Annotated in this window: 19 protein-coding genes; 18 read left to right on the forward strand and 1 reads right to left on the reverse strand. The window is 72.0% G+C overall.

Annotation, left to right across the window (positions count from 1 at the left end; genetic code table 11):
- On the reverse strand, positions 1-570 hold a 570-nt coding region (locus OC439_RS02330; RefSeq protein ID WP_262011954.1), incomplete at its 3' end, for a membrane dipeptidase.
- Between the two features lie 370 nt (positions 571-940).
- Between OC439_RS02330 and OC439_RS02335 the strand changes: the two genes are divergently transcribed.
- The 18 genes from OC439_RS02335 (at position 941) to OC439_RS02420 (ending at position 16,578) form a co-directional block, all read left to right on the forward strand.
- Positions 941-1,321 (forward strand): ArsR/SmtB family transcription factor, encoded by a 381-nt coding sequence (locus OC439_RS02335; RefSeq protein WP_262011955.1) that lies wholly within the window; start codon positions 941-943, stop codon positions 1,319-1,321.
- Entirely contained in the window at positions 1,275-1,742 is a 468-nt protein-coding gene (locus OC439_RS02340; protein WP_262011956.1) for an SRPBCC domain-containing protein, read from the forward strand. Before OC439_RS02335 ends, OC439_RS02340 begins: the two co-directional genes overlap by 47 nt.
- Positions 1,735-2,160 (forward strand): DUF6069 family protein, encoded by a 426-nt coding sequence (locus OC439_RS02345; protein WP_262011957.1) that lies wholly within the window; start codon positions 1,735-1,737, stop codon positions 2,158-2,160. The genes OC439_RS02340 and OC439_RS02345 overlap by 8 nt, the downstream gene beginning before the upstream one ends.
- A 136-nt stretch (positions 2,161-2,296) precedes the next feature.
- A complete protein-coding gene (locus tag OC439_RS02350; RefSeq protein WP_262011958.1) occupies positions 2,297-3,427 on the forward strand; it encodes an ABC transporter permease in 1,131 nt (376 codons plus the stop codon).
- A complete protein-coding gene (locus tag OC439_RS02355; protein WP_262011959.1) occupies positions 3,424-4,149 on the forward strand; it encodes an ABC transporter ATP-binding protein in 726 nt (241 codons plus the stop codon). The genes OC439_RS02350 and OC439_RS02355 overlap by 4 nt, the downstream gene beginning before the upstream one ends.
- Before the next feature lie 62 nt (positions 4,150-4,211).
- The gene (locus OC439_RS02360; protein WP_262011960.1) at positions 4,212-4,796 is read left to right on the forward strand and encodes a TetR/AcrR family transcriptional regulator; all 585 of its coding nucleotides are present in this window, start codon (positions 4,212-4,214) and stop codon (positions 4,794-4,796) included.
- 474 nt (positions 4,797-5,270) lie between these two features.
- Positions 5,271-7,298 (forward strand): FAD-dependent oxidoreductase, encoded by a 2,028-nt coding sequence (locus tag OC439_RS02365; protein WP_262011961.1) that lies wholly within the window; start codon positions 5,271-5,273, stop codon positions 7,296-7,298.
- A 63-nt stretch (positions 7,299-7,361) separates the two neighbouring features.
- Positions 7,362-8,438, forward strand: coding sequence for a class I SAM-dependent methyltransferase (locus OC439_RS02370; protein WP_262011962.1), 1,077 nt, complete (start codon positions 7,362-7,364; stop codon positions 8,436-8,438).
- Positions 8,438-8,749, forward strand: a complete 312-nt coding sequence (locus tag OC439_RS02375) for a hypothetical protein (RefSeq protein WP_194799033.1) — start codon at positions 8,438-8,440, stop codon at positions 8,747-8,749. Before OC439_RS02370 ends, OC439_RS02375 begins: the two co-directional genes overlap by 1 nt.
- A complete protein-coding gene (locus OC439_RS02380) occupies positions 8,749-9,135 on the forward strand; it encodes a nuclear transport factor 2 family protein (protein ID WP_013286889.1) in 387 nt (128 codons plus the stop codon). The genes OC439_RS02375 and OC439_RS02380 overlap by 1 nt, the downstream gene beginning before the upstream one ends.
- A 99-nt stretch (positions 9,136-9,234) precedes the next feature.
- On the forward strand, positions 9,235-10,344 hold the full coding sequence (locus OC439_RS02385; protein WP_262011963.1) for an ABC transporter substrate-binding protein: 1,110 nt from the start codon (positions 9,235-9,237) through the stop codon (positions 10,342-10,344).
- A 25-nt stretch (positions 10,345-10,369) separates the two neighbouring features.
- On the forward strand, positions 10,370-11,200 hold the full coding sequence (locus tag OC439_RS02390) for an ABC transporter ATP-binding protein (RefSeq protein ID WP_262011964.1): 831 nt from the start codon (positions 10,370-10,372) through the stop codon (positions 11,198-11,200).
- A gap of 12 nt (positions 11,201-11,212) precedes the next feature.
- Entirely contained in the window at positions 11,213-12,073 is an 861-nt protein-coding gene (locus tag OC439_RS02395; RefSeq protein WP_262011965.1) for an ABC transporter permease, read from the forward strand.
- 100 nt (positions 12,074-12,173) lie between these two features.
- Positions 12,174-12,920, forward strand: coding sequence for an SDR family NAD(P)-dependent oxidoreductase (locus tag OC439_RS02400; protein ID WP_262011966.1), 747 nt, complete (start codon positions 12,174-12,176; stop codon positions 12,918-12,920).
- 32 nt (positions 12,921-12,952) lie between these two features.
- Positions 12,953-14,317, forward strand: a complete 1,365-nt coding sequence (locus tag OC439_RS02405; protein WP_013476397.1) for a M20/M25/M40 family metallo-hydrolase — start codon at positions 12,953-12,955, stop codon at positions 14,315-14,317.
- A complete protein-coding gene (locus tag OC439_RS02410) occupies positions 14,314-15,141 on the forward strand; it encodes an alpha/beta fold hydrolase (protein ID WP_013286895.1) in 828 nt (275 codons plus the stop codon). The genes OC439_RS02405 and OC439_RS02410 overlap by 4 nt, the downstream gene beginning before the upstream one ends.
- Positions 15,138-15,602, forward strand: coding sequence for an Ohr family peroxiredoxin (locus OC439_RS02415; protein ID WP_262011967.1), 465 nt, complete (start codon positions 15,138-15,140; stop codon positions 15,600-15,602). The genes OC439_RS02410 and OC439_RS02415 overlap by 4 nt, the downstream gene beginning before the upstream one ends.
- Positions 15,589-16,578, forward strand: coding sequence for an EamA family transporter (locus tag OC439_RS02420; RefSeq protein WP_013286897.1), 990 nt, complete (start codon positions 15,589-15,591; stop codon positions 16,576-16,578). Before OC439_RS02415 ends, OC439_RS02420 begins: the two co-directional genes overlap by 14 nt.
- The last annotated feature ends 7 nt before the right edge of the window (positions 16,579-16,585 follow it).

Here is a 16,585-nt window from a genome sequence, read left to right on the forward strand (position 1 = left end):
CTGGCGTACGCCGAAGCCGTAGAGGATGTCGATCCGGTCCAGCTCGTTCTCGATCATCGTGGCTGCTTCCAGGCCGGCCACCAGGGCGATCTGCCCGTTGCGCTTGGCCTCGAAGATCTGTTCGAGCGTGGTCGCCACCACCACGTGGTCCTGCTTGGCGACGTCGGCGAAGCGCAGGCCGATGTCGTAGATGACGTCGTCCCACTTCCAGGCGTGCTCGCTGGTCACGCAGCCGGTGCCGTTCATGAAGTTGTCGAAGACCGCGGTCATGCCGGAGCGGGCCAGGCCCTCGAACCCGAAGGCGTTACGGCCGGTCCGGTTGTAGTCGCGCAACTGCGTCACGTCGGCCGGCAGGATCTTCGGGTGTTCGTGGAGCGAGATGGCCATGTGCTCACGCAGCAGCCGGGAGACCCGGGCTCGCTGCTCGTCGCTCAGGCCGAGGTCGTGTTCCGGCACCCGGCCGATCTGCGGCGCGAGCTCGAAGACCTTGTAGTCCACATGCGGCACCAGGTAGTCGAAGGACCGGTATCCGGCGTAGCGGGGGGCGGGTTCCTGCACTGGTCTGCTCACCTCGTCAGCTAGAGGCATGAGGATCGAGGTCTGACCTCATGCCTCGTGGAACGTACCGAGCGCGACCGCGTCGCAGGAATACCTCGTGACCTTTCCGTTACCCGAATCGGGGAACATTCCCGCAGGTCGGGACGGGTATGGGCGCGCAGGGCCGGACAACGGAGCCAGGCCGGACCGAACGCCCGAGGCCGTCGCGCCGAACGGGTGAGCGACCGCGATCCACCCCACCACCACCCACGATTCGCCCAAGTGGTCAGACCACTAAGCAGCAGGCGGCACCCAGATCCGCAGAGGCCCGCAACCGGGGCCGCACGCCCCACCTCCGGCCAAAACGTTGAACCGATCGGTTCAGTGTCGTACGGTGAACCTCGTGGTTCAGCAAGAGACGCTCGACCGGGTGTTCGCCAGCCTGGCCGACCCGACCCGGCGTGACATCCTGATCCGGCTCGGCGCGGGCCCGGCCACCATCAGCGAGCTCACCGAGCCCACCGGGATGACCCTCACCGGCATGCGCAAGCACGTCCGCGCGCTGGAGGACGCGGGCCTCGTGGTGACGCGCAAGGTCGGCCGGTCCCGGCAGTGCCGGCTCAGCGAGGCACCGCTGGACTCGGCGATGGCCTGGATCGCCTTCTACCGACGGCTCTGGGCCCGTCGTCTCGACGGCCTCGACGCCTACCTCACACTCACCACGGAGGACCGCGACCATGACGCTCCACATGCGAGTGACACGACACCTTCCGGGCACCCCTGACGAGGCGTTCGACGCCTACACCGACGCCGGCAAACAGAAGATCTGGTTCGGCATCCTCGACGAGGAGCCCGGCATCGTGGAGATCGACGTCGACCTGCGGGTCGGTGGGAGGCAGACCGCGGTCTGGGGCCCCTCCCCCGACATGCTGTTCCGCGAGACGCAGACGTTCCTGGAGATCGACCGCCCGCACCGGCTGGTCACCGAGTCGACGGGCACCGGCCCGGACGGCACGACCATGACCACGCGCATCGAGGTCACCTTCGAGGCGCGCGACGGCGGCACGCTGATGACTGTGGTGCAGAGCGGCTTCCCCACCCCGCAGCTGCGCGACTTCTTCGTCGGCGAGGTCTGGACGGGGGCGTTCGCCCGCATCGAGGCGTACCTGACCCGAGAGCACGCAGAGGAGACATCCCGTGGCTGACCTGCCCCGCACCGCCGTCGTCGCCCTCGCCACCGCCGTCGCGGTGGTCGTCAACCTGATCGTGTACGCGATCGGCCGGGCGGCCGGCGGCAGCTTCCTGTTCACCGCCGACGACCGGCGGGTCGAGGTCGACGCGGTGACCGTCGCGGGCTTCAGCGCACTGCCGCTGGCGCTCGGCCTCACCGCCGTCGCCGTGCTGGCGCCCCGGTTCGCCTGGGTGGTCCGGGCGGCGCTGATCGTCGGCCCGGCGCTCGCGGTGCTCACGATCGCCACCATGACGCTGCCCGCCGACCTGGACGCCACCAGCAAGATCACGCTGGCCGCGTGTCACCTCACGCTCGCGCCGATCATCGTGGTCGCGGTGACCGTCCTCGGACGGCGCGCGCGCCGCGCCACCGCGGGCCCGGTAACCGCCTGACGCCGGGCGCGGCAGGCCGCGCATCGCCGGTCCCGTCACGGAGTGTGGCCGGCTAGACAACCACCACCACCATCTTGCCGACACCGTGTTGCTAACATGGCGACATGGTGTCGACAAGATTGAGAGGTGGCGGCTGATGTTCCTGGCCATTCGCGAGCTGGGGTTCGCGCGGCTGCGGTTCGCCCTGATGGGGGCCGTGATCGCGCTGATCTCGGTGCTGATGGTGATGTTGTCCGGCCTGTCCGTCGGGCTGGTCCGTGACGGCGTCTCCGGCCTGCAGAACCTGCCGGTCACCTCGTTCGCCTTCGCCCACGGCGTGCAGCACGACTCGGCGTTCTCGCGCAGCGTGGTGGACGCCTCGGCGGTGGACACCTGGCGCGACCAGCCGGGCGTGGCCGAGGCGACCCCGTTCGGCAACACGCTCATCAACGGGCGTACCGACGGGGGCACCGAGGTCGACCTGGCGCTGTTCGGCGTCGAGACCGGATCGTTCCTGTCGCCCGCCGTCAGCGAGGGCGACCGGCTCGGCCCGGCGGACGGGATCGTGGTGAGCCCCACCGCTATCGACGCGGGCCTGCGGGTCGGCGACACGGTGACGGTGGACCGGCTGGGCACGCGGCTGCGCGTCGTCGGCGTCACCGAGCAGCAGGACACGTTCGGCCACGTCGACGTGGCGTACGTGCCGCTGGCGACGTGGCAGGAGGTCAAGTCCGGCACCCCGGCCGGCGCACAGGTGCCGGCCCAGGCCGCCCAGGAGATCACCGCCGTCGCGGTCCGCGCGGCCGACGGCGCCTCGGTGGACCTGGCCGCCGGTGACAAGGCGGCGGGCACGGAGAGCCTGACGCTCGACGAGTCGTACGGCGCCTCGCCCGGCTACACCGCCGAGACCACCACGCTCCAGCTGATCCAGGGCTTCCTCTACGCGATCTCGGCGCTCGTGGCCGGCGCGTTCTTCGCGGTCTGGGCGATCCAGCGCAGGCAGGAGGTCGCCGTGCTGCGGGCACTTGGTGCCTCGACCGGCTGGGTGCTGCGCGACGCGCTCACCCAGGCACTCATCCTGCTGGCAGTCGCCATCGCGGTCGGCATGGGGATCGGCCTCGGTCTCGGCGCGCTGATCTCGGGCGGCAACGTCCCGTTCGCGCTGCACCCGCAGAGCATCGCCGCCGCCGCGGCCGGCCTGCTCGTGCTCGGCCTGGTCGGCGCGGCAGCCGCCGTCGTCCGCCTCACCTCCATCGACCCGGCGACCGCCCTGGGAGGCAACCGATGAGCAGCCGGCCCACAGCGTCCCCCTCGACGGCGGGCACCGCCCCGGCCGACCTCGGCCTGGTCATGCGCGGCGTCCACCTGCGGCACGGCGACGGCGCGGAGACCGTGCACGCGCTCGACGACGTGGATCTGACCGTCGCGCCGGGTGAGCTGGCCGCGATCGTCGGGCCGTCCGGCGCGGGCAAGTCCAGCCTGCTCGCCGTGGCCGGCGGGCTGGCCCGCCCCGACGAGGGCACCGTCACCGTGGCCGGGCACGACATGACCGTGTCCAGCCGCCGGGCGCGCACCGAGCTGCGCCGCCGGCACGTGGGGTTCGTGTTCCAGTCGGGCAACCTGCTGCCAGCGCTGACCGCCGCCGACCAGCTGCGCCTGCCGCTGCGGCTGGGCGGGCGACGGGAGCGGACCGGACGCGACCCGCTGGAGATGCTCGCGCACGTCGGCCTGGCCGGTAAGGCCGACCGGCGGCCGCACCAGCTCTCCGGCGGCGAGCGCCAGCGCGTCGGCATCGCCCGGGCGCTGATGACCGAGCCGTCGGTGCTGCTGGTGGACGAGCCGACGGCGGCGCTGGACCGGGCCCGCAGCCACGACATCGTGCAGCTGCTCGCCCAGGAGGCGCGGGAGCGCTCGGTGGCCGTCGTGATGGTCACTCACGATCACGACGTGCTGCAATACTGTGACACCATCTACGAGATGATCGACGGCAAGCTCGCCACGAGCAGCTGACCGCGACGAGCAGGGAGCGACGCGGACCGGACACGGGCGGCGGGAGACACGGGGAGGTCGCGGTGCCGAAGATCCAAGCCTCGACCGTCGCGGAACACCGGGCCGCGCAGCGGGCGGCGTTGCTCGACGCCGCCCGCACCCTGCTCTCCGAGCACCCGGAGCAGATCCCGAGCCTGGCCGACGTGGCCCGGCACGCCGGGCTGGCCCGGTCCAGCGCGTACTCGTATTTCAAGTCCCGCACCGACATGTTCGACGTGCTGGTCGCCGACACGTTCCCCCGGTGGTCGGCCTTCGTCGAGAAGCGGATGGCCGAGGCCCGCACGCCGGGCGCGAGGATCCTGGCGTACGTCGAGGCCAACCTGCAGCTGGTCGCGCGGGGCGACCACGCGCTGGCCCGGGCGTTGGCGTCGGCGGGCAACAGCGAGGTGCTGGCGACCTCCAGCCGGCTGCTGCACGACAGCCTCGAGGCGCCGTTGCGCGCCGCGCTCACCGAGCACGGGGCGAGCGACCCGGACCGGATGGCGGAACTCGTCCAGTCGGTCGTCTACGCCCTGAGCCGCATGATCGAGAACGGTCTCGACCTTCCGGCGGCCACCAGCCTCGCCCGCGAGTTGCTCACGCCGTACCTGCGTCCGGACGCCGGCTGACCGCCCCCCTCCGGGACGGCCGGCGACCGCGCCTCCACCACATCCGCTGACGGACGACGGCCCGGGTCGTCGCGACGGCCGCACCCACCGGTGCGGCCGGGCGCCGGCCCGGGCCGTCGCGTGTCCGGAGCCGGCGCCGGCACGCGCCGCCGTTCCCGGCGGACGGCCGCCGACACGGTCCGACGGGCCGTCCGAACGATCGGGCACGGGCCGCCGACCGGCGAGCGGCGGCCGGCACGGTCGTCCGATCAGGAGGAACCGAACGATCGACCGCCGCATCGACGGTCATCGTCGGTCAGCGTTCCGCCTAGTGGAACAGCAGCTCAGGGGCGGTGCGGCGAACTAAGTTACTGCTCAGTAGCCCGTTGACGGCATGTGAACCCGGCCCTACCGTTCCACTCAATCGAACGGCGTACGGTTCATCCGAACGCTCTCGGCCTCGCCGAGTGCGGCCCGAAACAGGAAGTCCGAGGCATGCTCGACGACAAGCTTCTCGCTCTTCTCTCCCCCACCCGGCTCGGTCGTCTCACATTGCGGAACCGGGTCTTCGTCCCCGGCCACACCACCAACTTCGGACTGAACAATGTGCCCACCGCCCGCCACGTCGCCTACCACGCGGAGCGGGCGCGCGGCGGCGCCGGCCTGATCATCACCGAGGCCATCCGCGTGCACCCCACGAGCGCGGGCCGCAGCATCAGCCTCGGCAGCTTCGACGACTCGTCGATCCCGGCGTACGCGGCGGTGACCGAGGCCGTGCACGAGCACGGGGCCCGCATGTTCGCCCAGATCATGCACGCCGGACGGCAGGCCAACGGCGACGCGACGCGTACCGCCGCCTGGTCCTCGTCGCCGGTGCCGTGGGCGGCCGGCTCGCACGTGCCGCACGCGATGGGACGCCGGGACATCGCCGTCGTCGTCGAGGCGTTCGCCGCCGCCGCGCGGCGCATGCGCGAGGCCGGCTTCGACGGCCTGGAGGTGCACGCCGGCCACGGCCACCTTCTCCAGCAGTTCCTCTCGCCGCACACGAACACCCGCGACGACGCGTACGGCGGCAGCCTCGACAACCGGATGCGCCTGACCCGCGAGGTGCTCACGGCGGTTCTCGCTGCCGCCCCCGACCTGCCCGTCGGGCTGCGGGTCAGCGCCGACGAGTTCCTGCCCGGCGGCCTCGACCCGGCCGCCGTGCTGGAGATCGTCGGGAAGCTGCGCGCCGAGTTCCCCCTCGCCTACGTGCACGTCAGCCACTCCGCCTACCACGGCAGCTTCTCGCTCGCGACGCAGATGGCGGACATGAGCTTCGGCCACGCCCCGTTCCGGCACCACGCGGCGCTGTTCAAGCGGGAGTTCCCGGACCTGCCGGTGCTCGCGGTGTGCCGGCTGGACAGCCTGCCGGAGGCGGCCGAACTCGTCGCCGCCGGTGAGGCCGACCTGGTCGGCCTGGCCCGCCCGCACATCGCCGACCCGCACCTGGTCCGCAAGGCCGAGCAGGGCCGCCAGCACGAGGTACGCGCCTGCCTGGCCTGCAACCAGGGCTGCATCGGCCGGCTGGAGAGCAGCCTGCCCATCTCCTGCGTGGTGAACCCCGAGGTCGGCGCCGAGCGGGAGTGGGCCGACGCCTGGCCGGAACTGCCCGGACCGTCCGGCGCGCGGGACGTCCTGGTCGTCGGCGGCGGTCCGGCCGGCTTGGAGGCAGCCCTCTCCGCGCACCGGGCCGGGCACCGGGTGACAGTGGTCGAGGCACGCGACCGGCTCGGCGGGCAGGTCGAGGTGGCCGCGCGCGTACCCGGCCGGGAGCGGCTCGGCCTGCTCACCCGCGACCTGGCCCGCGACGTGGCGGCCGCCGGCATCCCGGTCCGGCTCGGCCACCACGCCGGCGTCGAGGACGTGCTGTCCGGCGGCTACCAGGACGTCGTCCTCGCCACCGGCTCCCGGCCCGCCCGCCGCGACCTGCCCGGCGGCCCGCCGGTGATCGACATCTGGCAGGCCGTCGACCACCTGGCCGACCCCGGCTACCGGCCGGCCGGCACCGTCGTCGTGCTCGACGACGAGGGCACCTGGTCGGCGGCGTCGGTGGCGGAGGCGTTCGCCCGGCGGGGCGCCCGCGTCCACCTCGTCTCCCCCACCGCCACGGTGAGCGCCAAGATCACCACGTACTCGCGGCTCGCGCTGCTCAAGCGCTTCGCGGACCTGGGGATCGCGGTCCACCCGATGCGGACCGCCCGCGCCGCGGGCGCCACCACGGTGGCCCTCGGCGGCCCGCTCGCCGGCGGCGACACGCTCGTCGAGGACGTCACCACGGTCGTCGACGGCGGTTCGGCGCAGGCCGCGGACGAGTTGTACCGGCAGCTCGACGCGCTGCCCGACGGCCCCCGCATCCACGTCGTCGGCGACGCGAACGCCCCCCGCACCGCCTTCGAGGCCGTCTACGAGGGACGGATGGCCGGCGCGTTCCTCGGCGCCTTCGACACCGCGTCCGCCCAGCGCGTGCGGTACGCCCACTGACCCGTCCACCCCGGTCGCGGTGCACCGCGGACCGGACCTCCCCCACCTGTAGAGGAGACAAGCATGCTGGACATCGAGGAGCGCCTCACCCTGGATGAGCGTTCCGCCGTGGACTTCGTCCTCGGCCTGCGCAAGCGCTGGGCGGACACCGTCTACCCGGCGCTGCGCGAGGAGTACGGCGCCACCGGGGCGTCCGCCGCCACCGTCGCCGACGCCGGCCAGGTGCTGCGTGGTCTTCCGCTCTACCCGTGGTTCAGCCACCTGGAGCGGGTGCAGCAGAAGATGCTCTGGAAGGTCGCCGGCGACGCGGTGCTCAGCCGCCGCGAGGAGCTGACCGACCAGCTCACCTCGCTGCCCGAGCAGCCGAAGGGCTCGCTGGAGCTGAACCCCGACCTGGAACTGCCCGACTGGTACACCGACTACGACATCCACATCCAGCCCGGCAGCTTCTTCTCCGACGACATGTCGGCCTACGTGTACGAGTTCGGCGCGCGCATCGTCATGCTGCGCGACAACGACGGCTACAAGTTCCACACGCTGTTCGCCAAGACCGCGCTGCCCGAACTGCCGGCGGCGACCCGGATCGTCGACATCGGGTGCGGTTTCGGCAAGAGCACCCGCCCGCTGCCGGCCAAGTACCCGACCGCGCAGGTGATCGGCGTGGACCTGGCCGCGCCGGGTCTGCGCCTGGCCCACGCCGAGGCCGAGGCGACCGGACTCGCGATCGACTACCGGCAGGCCGACGGCCGGGCCACCGGCATCGAGCCGGACAGCTGCGACGTGGTCACCGGCACGATGGTGCTGCACGAGATGCCGGCCGCCGCGATCCGGGAGACGATCCTGGAGGCCGCGCGCCTGCTCAAGCCGGGCGGCTCGCTGCGCTTCCTGGAGTTCATGCTCACCGGCGACCCGCTGCGCGACGCCACCGTCTACGAGCACGCCGAGCGCAACAACGAGCCGTTCTTCCACGACCTGTTCGGCTCCGACCTGATCGAGGTCTGCACCGAGGCCGGTCTGACCGACGTGTCGTGGACCCCGTTCGACGAGCGCCGCAACGGCGTCCAGCCGCAGGGCTGGGGCGACCGTCCCGAGTGGCACTTCCCCTGGGCCGTACTGGCCGCGACCAAGCCGGAGGCGTGATGAGCAACGAGTTCGACTACTTCGGAGACCCCAAGGTCGGCAAGCTGCTCGACCTGGTGCTGCAGCTGTCCACGGAGCTGCACGTGACCCGCCAGCGAGTACGCGTCGTCGAGGCGCTGCTGACCCGCTCCGGCGCGCTCACCGCGGGCGCCGTCGACGAGTTCGTCTCCACCGAGGAGGAGCAGCAGGTCCTCGACCGGGAGCGGGACGCACTGCTGGCCCGCCTGATGCGCATCCTCACCGAGCACGGCCCCGCGGAGCACCCGCTGCGGGACCAGTGGGAGGCGGCGCTGAGCGAGAAGACCGGCTGATGAGCACACCGGACGCGCCCGGTCTGATCGACAGCTACCTGCAGCTGTGCGAGGACCGCGAACTCGACGAAGCGGGGCGCTTTCTCGCGGAGCGGGCGCGGTTGGTCTTCCCGGGCGGCCGGGAGTACTCGTCGCTGCGGGAGATGGCGGCCGCGTCGACCGGAACCTACCGGTGGGTGCGCAAGCACCGGGACCGCTACCTGGTGGGCGAGGCCGACGGGCGGGTCACTGTGACCTCGCTCGGGCGGCTGTACGGGGAATGGCTCGACGGCACTCCGTTCGAGGACATCCGCTACGCGGACGTCTTCGTGCTCGACGGCGGACTGATCGTCGAGCAGCACGTCTACAACGATCTGGCACTCGTCGCGCAGCAGCGCGACGCCTGACGGACAACGGTCGCGCGGCAGCGCGACAGCTGATTCCCCCACCTCCGCCGCTCCGGCGGCGGAGGTGGTCTCCCCCGACTCATGACGAGGTGTGTGCATATGAAACGAAAGTGGGCCCTGCTCCCGGCGGCGTTGGCCACCGCGCTGGTCCTGGCCGCGTGCGGCGGCGGCTCCGACGACGAGGCCGGCGGCGAGGGCAAGGAGGCGAAGCTGACCATGGCCATCGCCTCCGCCGTGATCGGCCCGAAGGAGGAGGTGGCCGTCTACGCGGTCGCCAAGGAACTCGGCTACTTCGCCGAGGAGAAGCTGACCGTCGAGACGATCAACGCCGACGGCTCGGTCGCCGCCCTCCAGGCGGTCGCGTCCGGCAGCGGCGACATCACCCCCGCCGACGCCGGCTCGGCGCTCGGCGCGGTGGAGAAGAACGTGCCGATCAAGGCTGTCGGCGGCCTGGTGCAGAACTGGCCGTGGGTGATGGCGGTCAAGCCGAACTCCCCGATCACCGGCGGCGCGGACCTGCGCGGCAAGAAGATCGGCGTGATCAGCCTGGCCTCCGGCTCGGCCCCGTACGCCCGCGCCTACGTCAAGGCCGCCGGCCTGGACCCGGCCGAGGACGTCGAGCTGCTGCCGGTGGGCGTCGGCGCGCAGGCCGCCGCCGCGCTCAACGACGGCAAGGTCGACATGCTGGCGCTCTACACCCAGGCGTACGCGGTCATCGAGAACGCCGGCACCGAGCTGAAGTACCTGACCAACCCGGACGTGTTCTCCGGCATCCGGTCGCTCACCTTCAGCGTCGGCGCCCGTGACTTCGACGCCAAGAAGGACTCCTACGAGCGGTTCCTGCGCGCGGCGTACAAGGCGATGCTCTTCTCGGCCAAGAACCCCGAGGCCGCCATGAAGATCGGCTACAAGGTGTTCCCGCAGATCCTCGCCGGCAAGTCCGCCGACGAGCGCCTCAAGGCGGACACCGAGAGCCTGACCGCCTGGCTGAAGACGGCCACCCCGGCCAGCGGCGACCCGGAGCAGTTCGGCGACTGGGGCGCGATCAGCGACGAGGAGTGGGCGAAGACCCAGGCGTACACCAAGGAGGCCGGGCAGATCACCGGCGAGGTCGACCTCAAGAAGCTGTGGGACCCGAGTCTGCTCTCCGGCGCCAACAACTTCGACAAGGCCGCGGTGCTGAGCAAGGCCGCGAACTACACCGCCTAGGCAGCGGACAGCGGAAGGGATTTCGATGGCCATCAAGGCGACGGCCCGCCGGGCGCAGACGCAGGCTCCGGCATCGGTGTCGGAAGACTCCTGGATCGAGATCGACGGGCTGGACAAGGAGTACCGGCCCCGGAAGTCGGCACCGACCCAGGCGTTGAGCGACATCAACCTGACGGTACGTCGCGGCGAGTTCATCTCGGTCGTGGGACCGTCCGGGTGCGGCAAGACCACTTTGCTGAAGATCCTCGCCGGGCTCAGCCCGAAGTCCGGCGGCGCGGTACGGATCGCCGGGCGGGACGTGACGAAGCCCCTTCCCGAGGTCGGGATGGTGTTCCAGGCACCGACGCTGCTGCCGTGGCGCACCATCTTCGACAACGTGATGGTGCCGGCGGAGATCCAGCGACTGGATCCCCGCCGGCACCGGGAACGCGCCCAGCAACTGCTCGACATGGTCGGTCTCAACGGCTTCGAGCAGAAGTACCCGCACGAGCTCAGCGGCGGCATGCAGCAGCGGGCCGGCATCTGCCGGGCGCTGGTGCACGACCCGGCGGTACTGCTGATGGACGAGCCGTTCGGCGCGCTCGACGCGATGACGCGCGAGTACATGAACGTGGAGCTGCTGCGCATCTGGCAGGAGAGCAACCAGACGATCGTGCTGGTCACGCACTCCATCCCGGAGGCGGTCTTCCTCTCCGACCGGGTGGTCGTGCTCAGCCCCCGGCCGGGCCGGATCGCGGAGGTCATGGACATCGACCTGGAGCGGCCGCGTGACCTCGGCGTCATGTCGTCCGACCGGGCCGGGGTCTACGTGGAGCGGATCCGCCGACACTTCAACGCCGCCGGCGTTATCGACTGACGAGGGACAGCCATGGCAACAAGCAACCTGGTCCGCGAGCCGGCCCAGCCACCGGCGCCGTCCGCCCGGCCCACCAAGCCCGCCCGGCGCAAGTTCGACCTCCGCGAGAAGCCCCAGCTCTGGCTGGTCCCGACGGTCTTCGTCGTGGTCGTGCTGGCCTGGGAGTACGGCGTCCAGCTCATCGGCGTCGACGAGTACGTTCTGCCGCTGCCGTCGAGCGTGGTCGAGTCGCTGTGGCAGCAGCTCGGCGACGACCAGTTCTGGGGTCACTTCTGGGTGACCACCCAGGAGGCGCTGCTCGGGTTCGTGATCGGTGTCGGGGCCGCGCTGGTCCTCGGCACGTTCATCTCCCAGATCAAGATCGTCGAAGCCACCCTGATGCCGTACATCGTGGCCTTCCAGACCGTGCCGAAGGTCGCCCTGGCCCCGCTGTTCGTGGTCTGGTTCGGTTTCGGCCTGACCAGCAAGGTGGTCATGGCCGCGGTGATCTCGTTCTTCCCGATGCTGGTGAACGTCATCGAGGGCCTGCGGGCGGCCGACGCCGACAAGATCCAGATGCTGACGGTGTTCGGCGCGAGCAAGACCCAGATCTTCCGGATGGTCCGGCTGCCCAGTGCGCTGCCGTTCATCTTCGCCGGCCTGGACATCGGCATCGTCTTCGCCATCCTCGGCGCGGTCGTCGGCGAGTTCATCGGCGCCAAGGAGGGCCTGGGCTACCTGCTGCTGCAGACCAACTACAACTTCGACATCGCCGGCATGTTCGCCGTCCTGGTGGTCCTGTCGGTGATGGGTCTGGTGGCGCACTTCGTGATCCGGCTGCTGCAGAAGCGGCTGGCCTTCTGGGCCGAGGACACGAAGGTGATCGGCGCGTGACGGCAGCTGACGGGACCGCCGTCACGCGTGCGGAGCACCGGCCGGACGTGGTTCACGCCCGCCCGGCCGGTGGCCGAACGGGAAAGGCAGGACACGAGACATGAACACCGATCCGAACCGGTTCGACGGGCGGGTGGCACTGGTCACCGGCGCGGCCCGCGGCATCGGCGCCCGCATCGCCGCGACCCTCGCACAGCGCGGCGCGACGGTGGCGCAGGCCGACCTGCTCGACGACTGGGCGGAGGCCGAGCTGACCGGCGGCGCCCACACCCGGCACCGGGTGGACGTCCGGTCGGCCGCCTCCTGCGCCGGCCTGGTGGCCGAGGTCGTGGACGCCCACGGGCGCCTCGACCTGCTCGTCAACAACGCCGGGATCGTCCGGCGCGGGCCCGCCGCGACGATGTCCGAGGAGGACTTCACCACCGTCCTGGACGTCAACCTGACCGGTACGTTCCGGATGAGCCAGGCCGCGTACCCGGCGCTGCGGCAGACCCGCGGCGCGGTGGTGAACATCGGCTCCACGAACGGGCACGTCGCGGTGCTGAACACGCTCGGATACTGCGTCAGCAAGGCCGGCGTGATGCACATGGCACGCGTGCTGGCGCTGGAGTGGGCACCGGACCGGATCCGGGTCAACGCCGTCGGACCCACGATCGTGCCCACCGACATGACCGCCGACGTCCGCGGCGACGACGCGTACCTGGCCGACAAGATGGCCTCCATCCCGCTGGGCCGGATGGCGCTGCCGCAGGACGTCGCGAACGCGGTCGCCTACCTGCTCAGTGACGCCGCCGCCATGACCACCGGGCAGACGATCTTCGTCGACGGCGGCGTCACCATCCACTGACTTTCCCCCCGACCCCTTCTGTGAGGACCACCATGCCCAAACCGGATACCGCAGCCGCTCTCGCGGCCGTCGACGCGCACTTCGACGAGTTCGTCGAGGAGCTCCAGCAGCTGTGCCGCATCCGCAGCCGCCGCCAGGAGCCGGAGCAGATGGAGGCCACCGCCGAGTTCATCGCCGGGTCGGTCCGCCGCTGGGGCGGCGAAGCCGAGATCATCCCGTGGGAGCAGTCGTACCCGTACGTGCTGGCCGAGGTGCCGGGCGAGGGTGACAAGGCGCTGCTGCACTTCACCCACTACGACGTGGAGGTCGAGCCGGCCGGTGACGACGCCGACTGGATCAGCCCGCCGTACGCGGCGGAGATCCACGACGGCCGGCTGTACGCCCGGGGCGTGGCCGACGACAAGGGCGTCGTCATGTCCCGCATCCACGCGGCGGCGGCCTGGAAGCTGGCCGGGCTGACCCCGCCGGTGACCAACCGGATCATCTTCGAGGGCAAGAAGTGGCTGCACAGCCCGGGTCTGGGCTCGTTCGTCGAGGCGCACGCCGACCGGCTCGCCAGCGACGCCGCGCTGTGGGAGAACTCCTGGCTCGACGGCGAGGACCGGCTGCTGCTCAAGCTCGCCGAGAAGGGCGTGCTCTACCTGCGGCTCACCGCACAGACCCTGCCGCGCGACCTGACCAGCCAGAACACCGCGCTGCTGCCGGCTGCCACGGCCCGGCTGGCCGCCGCCCTGGCGCAGTTGCAGCGGCCCGACGGCACCGTGACGATCCCCGGTTTCGCCGACGACGCCCGGCCGCCGACGGACGAGGAGCGGGCGCTGCTGGAGAAGGTGGCGTTCGACGGGGACTTCCTGCGCAAGCGGGCCCAGGTCGACCGGTTCACCGGTGACCTGGACGACCAGGGCGCCGCGGTCGCCATCCGTACCGTGCCGACGCTCACCGTCGCCGGTTTCGCCGGCGGCGACATGCGCGACGACGTGACGCTCGGCATCCCGTCCACCGCCTCGGCGAAGCTGGAGATCCGGCTGGTGCCGGGCCAGGACCCGGACCGCGTGCTCGGCTGCATCCGCGACCACCTGGCCGCGACCGGCTTCGGTGACCTGCGCATCGAGGTGATGGCGACCAGCCGGCCCAACCTCACCGACCACCGCGACCCGTTCGTCGCGCTGGTCGCCGACGCGGCCCGCCGGGTGTACGGGACCGAACCGGTGATCGAGCCGTACACGCAGTGGATCGGCAACCAGGGCGTGATCGCCGACCGGCCGATCGTCGGCGTCGGCGTGTCCCGCGCCGACTCCGGTGTGGACGGCCCGAACGAGAACATCCGGCTGGACGACTACAAGGCCGGCATCAAGCACGTCATCGAGGTCATGGCGGCGCTGGCGGTGGCCGAGTGACCCGGGCCCGCGGCGTGGCCCGCCGCGCCTACGTCGACGTGCCGTGGGGTCAGGTGCACTACCGGCACGGCGGCGACGCCGACGCCCCGGTGCTGCTGATCCTGCACCAGTCCCCGCTCTCCTCGGCCACCTACGACGCGGTGATCGAGCCGCTGGCCCGCCGCGGCCTGCGGGTGATCGCCCCGGACACGCCGGGGTTCGGCATGTCCGACGCGCCGCCGCGCCCGTGGTCGATCCCGGAGTACGCGGCCGGGGTGTGGCAGTTCGCCGACGCCCTCGGGCTGTCCCGGGTGCACCTGCTCGGGCAGCACACCGGCGCGATCGTCGGCGCGGAGGCGCTGATGTCGGCGCCGGAGCGGGTGCACCGGCTGATCCTGCAGGGCATCCCGCTCTACGACGAGCAGGAGCGGGCGGAGAAGAAGCGGTCGTACGCGCCCGGCTACGTGCCGGCCCGCGACGGCGGGCACCTGAAGGTCATCTGGGACCGGGTGTACGGCCTGTACCCGCGCCTGACCCCGGAGGAGGCGGACCGCCAGGTCACCGAGTACCTGCTGACCGGACCGGACTACGCCACCGCGTACCGGGCGGTGTTCGACCACCACGTCGACACCGCCGCCCTGGACGCGCTACCCATCGTGCTGCTGCACGGCGCCGACGACCTGCTGGACCGGATGACGCCGCAGGTGCGGGCCGCGCTGCCCGGCGCCGAGCTGGTCACCATCCCCGGCGGCACCGACTTCGTGGCCGACGAGCAGCCGGAGGCGTTCGCCGACGCGGTCGCCGCGCGGGTGCACGCCGACCTCGGACGGGAGGTGGCGGCATGAGCGTCGGCACCCCGGCCGCCGAGGCGAAGGTCGTACCGGCGAACACGCTCTACACCGCCGCCGTCGAGGTCTCCGGCGGCCGCGGCGGCAGCGCCCGGTCGCTGACCGGTTCGCTGCGGGTCGACCTGACCCGTCCCGCCCAGCGGGGTCCGGACGCGCCCGGCACCGACCCGGAGGAGCTGTTCGCGGCCGGCTACGCGGCCTGCTTCGACAGCGCGCTCGCGGTCGCCGCCCGGCAGGCCGGCGTCAAGCCCGGCCCGACGACGGTGACCGCCTCGGTCTCCCTCGGGCAGACCGAGGACGGCCGGTACGCGATCGCCGTGGTGCTGGACGTGTCCGCGCCGCAGTGCCCGCAGGCCGACCTGGAACGCGCGGTGGAGCTGGCCGACCGGATGTGTCCCTACTCGAACGCCCTGCGGGGCAACACCGCGGTGGCGATCCGGGTCGATGGCCACCGCTGACCTGACCCGGCCCGCTGCGGTCCGCCACCCGGCGGATCCGCAGCGGCCCGCCGGCCCGATGGCCCTGGCCGTCGGGCTCGGCGCGGTCTACCTGATCTGGGGCTCGACCTACCTGGGCAACCGGGTGGCCCTGGACAGCATCCCGCCGCTGGTCGCCACGTCGGCCCGGTTCCTGGCCGCCGCGCTGCTGCTGTTCGCGGTGGCGGCGCTGCGCCGGGGACCGGCCGGGCTGCTGCTGCCCCGGCGGCAGTGGGGCGGGGTGGGCGCCAGCGGGCTGCTGATGGTCGGTGCGGGCAGCGCGCTGCTCGCCCTGGGCCAGCAGTACGTGCCTACCGGGCTGACGTCGCTGGTGGTGGCCGGCATGCCGCTGTGGGTGCTGGTGCTGCGGCTGGCGGTCGGTCCGCGGCCGTCGGCGCTCGCGGCGGTGGGCGTACTGGGCGGGGTGGCCGGGCTGGCGCTGCTGTTCTCGGTGCCGACGAAGGGATGGCACCTCGGCGGGATGCTGCTGCTGGTGGTCTCCACGATGGTGTGGGCGCTGGGCTCGACGCTGTCGCAGCGGCTGCACATGCCGGCCGACCACCTGGTCGGCACCGGCTGGCAGATGCTCGTCGGCGGCGTCGCGGTGGCGGTGGCGAGCGTGGTCAGCGGTGAGCTGGGACGGTTCGACCCGGCCGGCGTGACCGGCCGGTCCTGGCTGGCGTGGACCTACCTGATGCTGGTGTGCACAGTGGTCGGCTTCAGCGTCTACACGTGGTTGCTGCGCAACGCGCCGATCCAGCTCGCGTCCACCTACGCGTACGTCAACCCGGTGGTGGCGGTCCTGCTCGGCATGATGGTGCTGGATGAATCGTTGTCCGGACGACAGGTGCTCGCCGGTGCCGTGGTGCTCGCCTCGGTGGCGCTCGTCATCGCGCGGGAGCGACCCCGGCAGGCCGACGGCCTGCCACCCGGGAAGACCCCCGTCGCGCCCGCCTGACGCCCGA

This window comes from Micromonospora sp. Mcm103 (assembly GCF_024519755.1).
GTDB classification, from domain to species: domain Bacteria; phylum Actinomycetota; class Actinomycetes; order Mycobacteriales; family Micromonosporaceae; genus Micromonospora; species Micromonospora aurantiaca.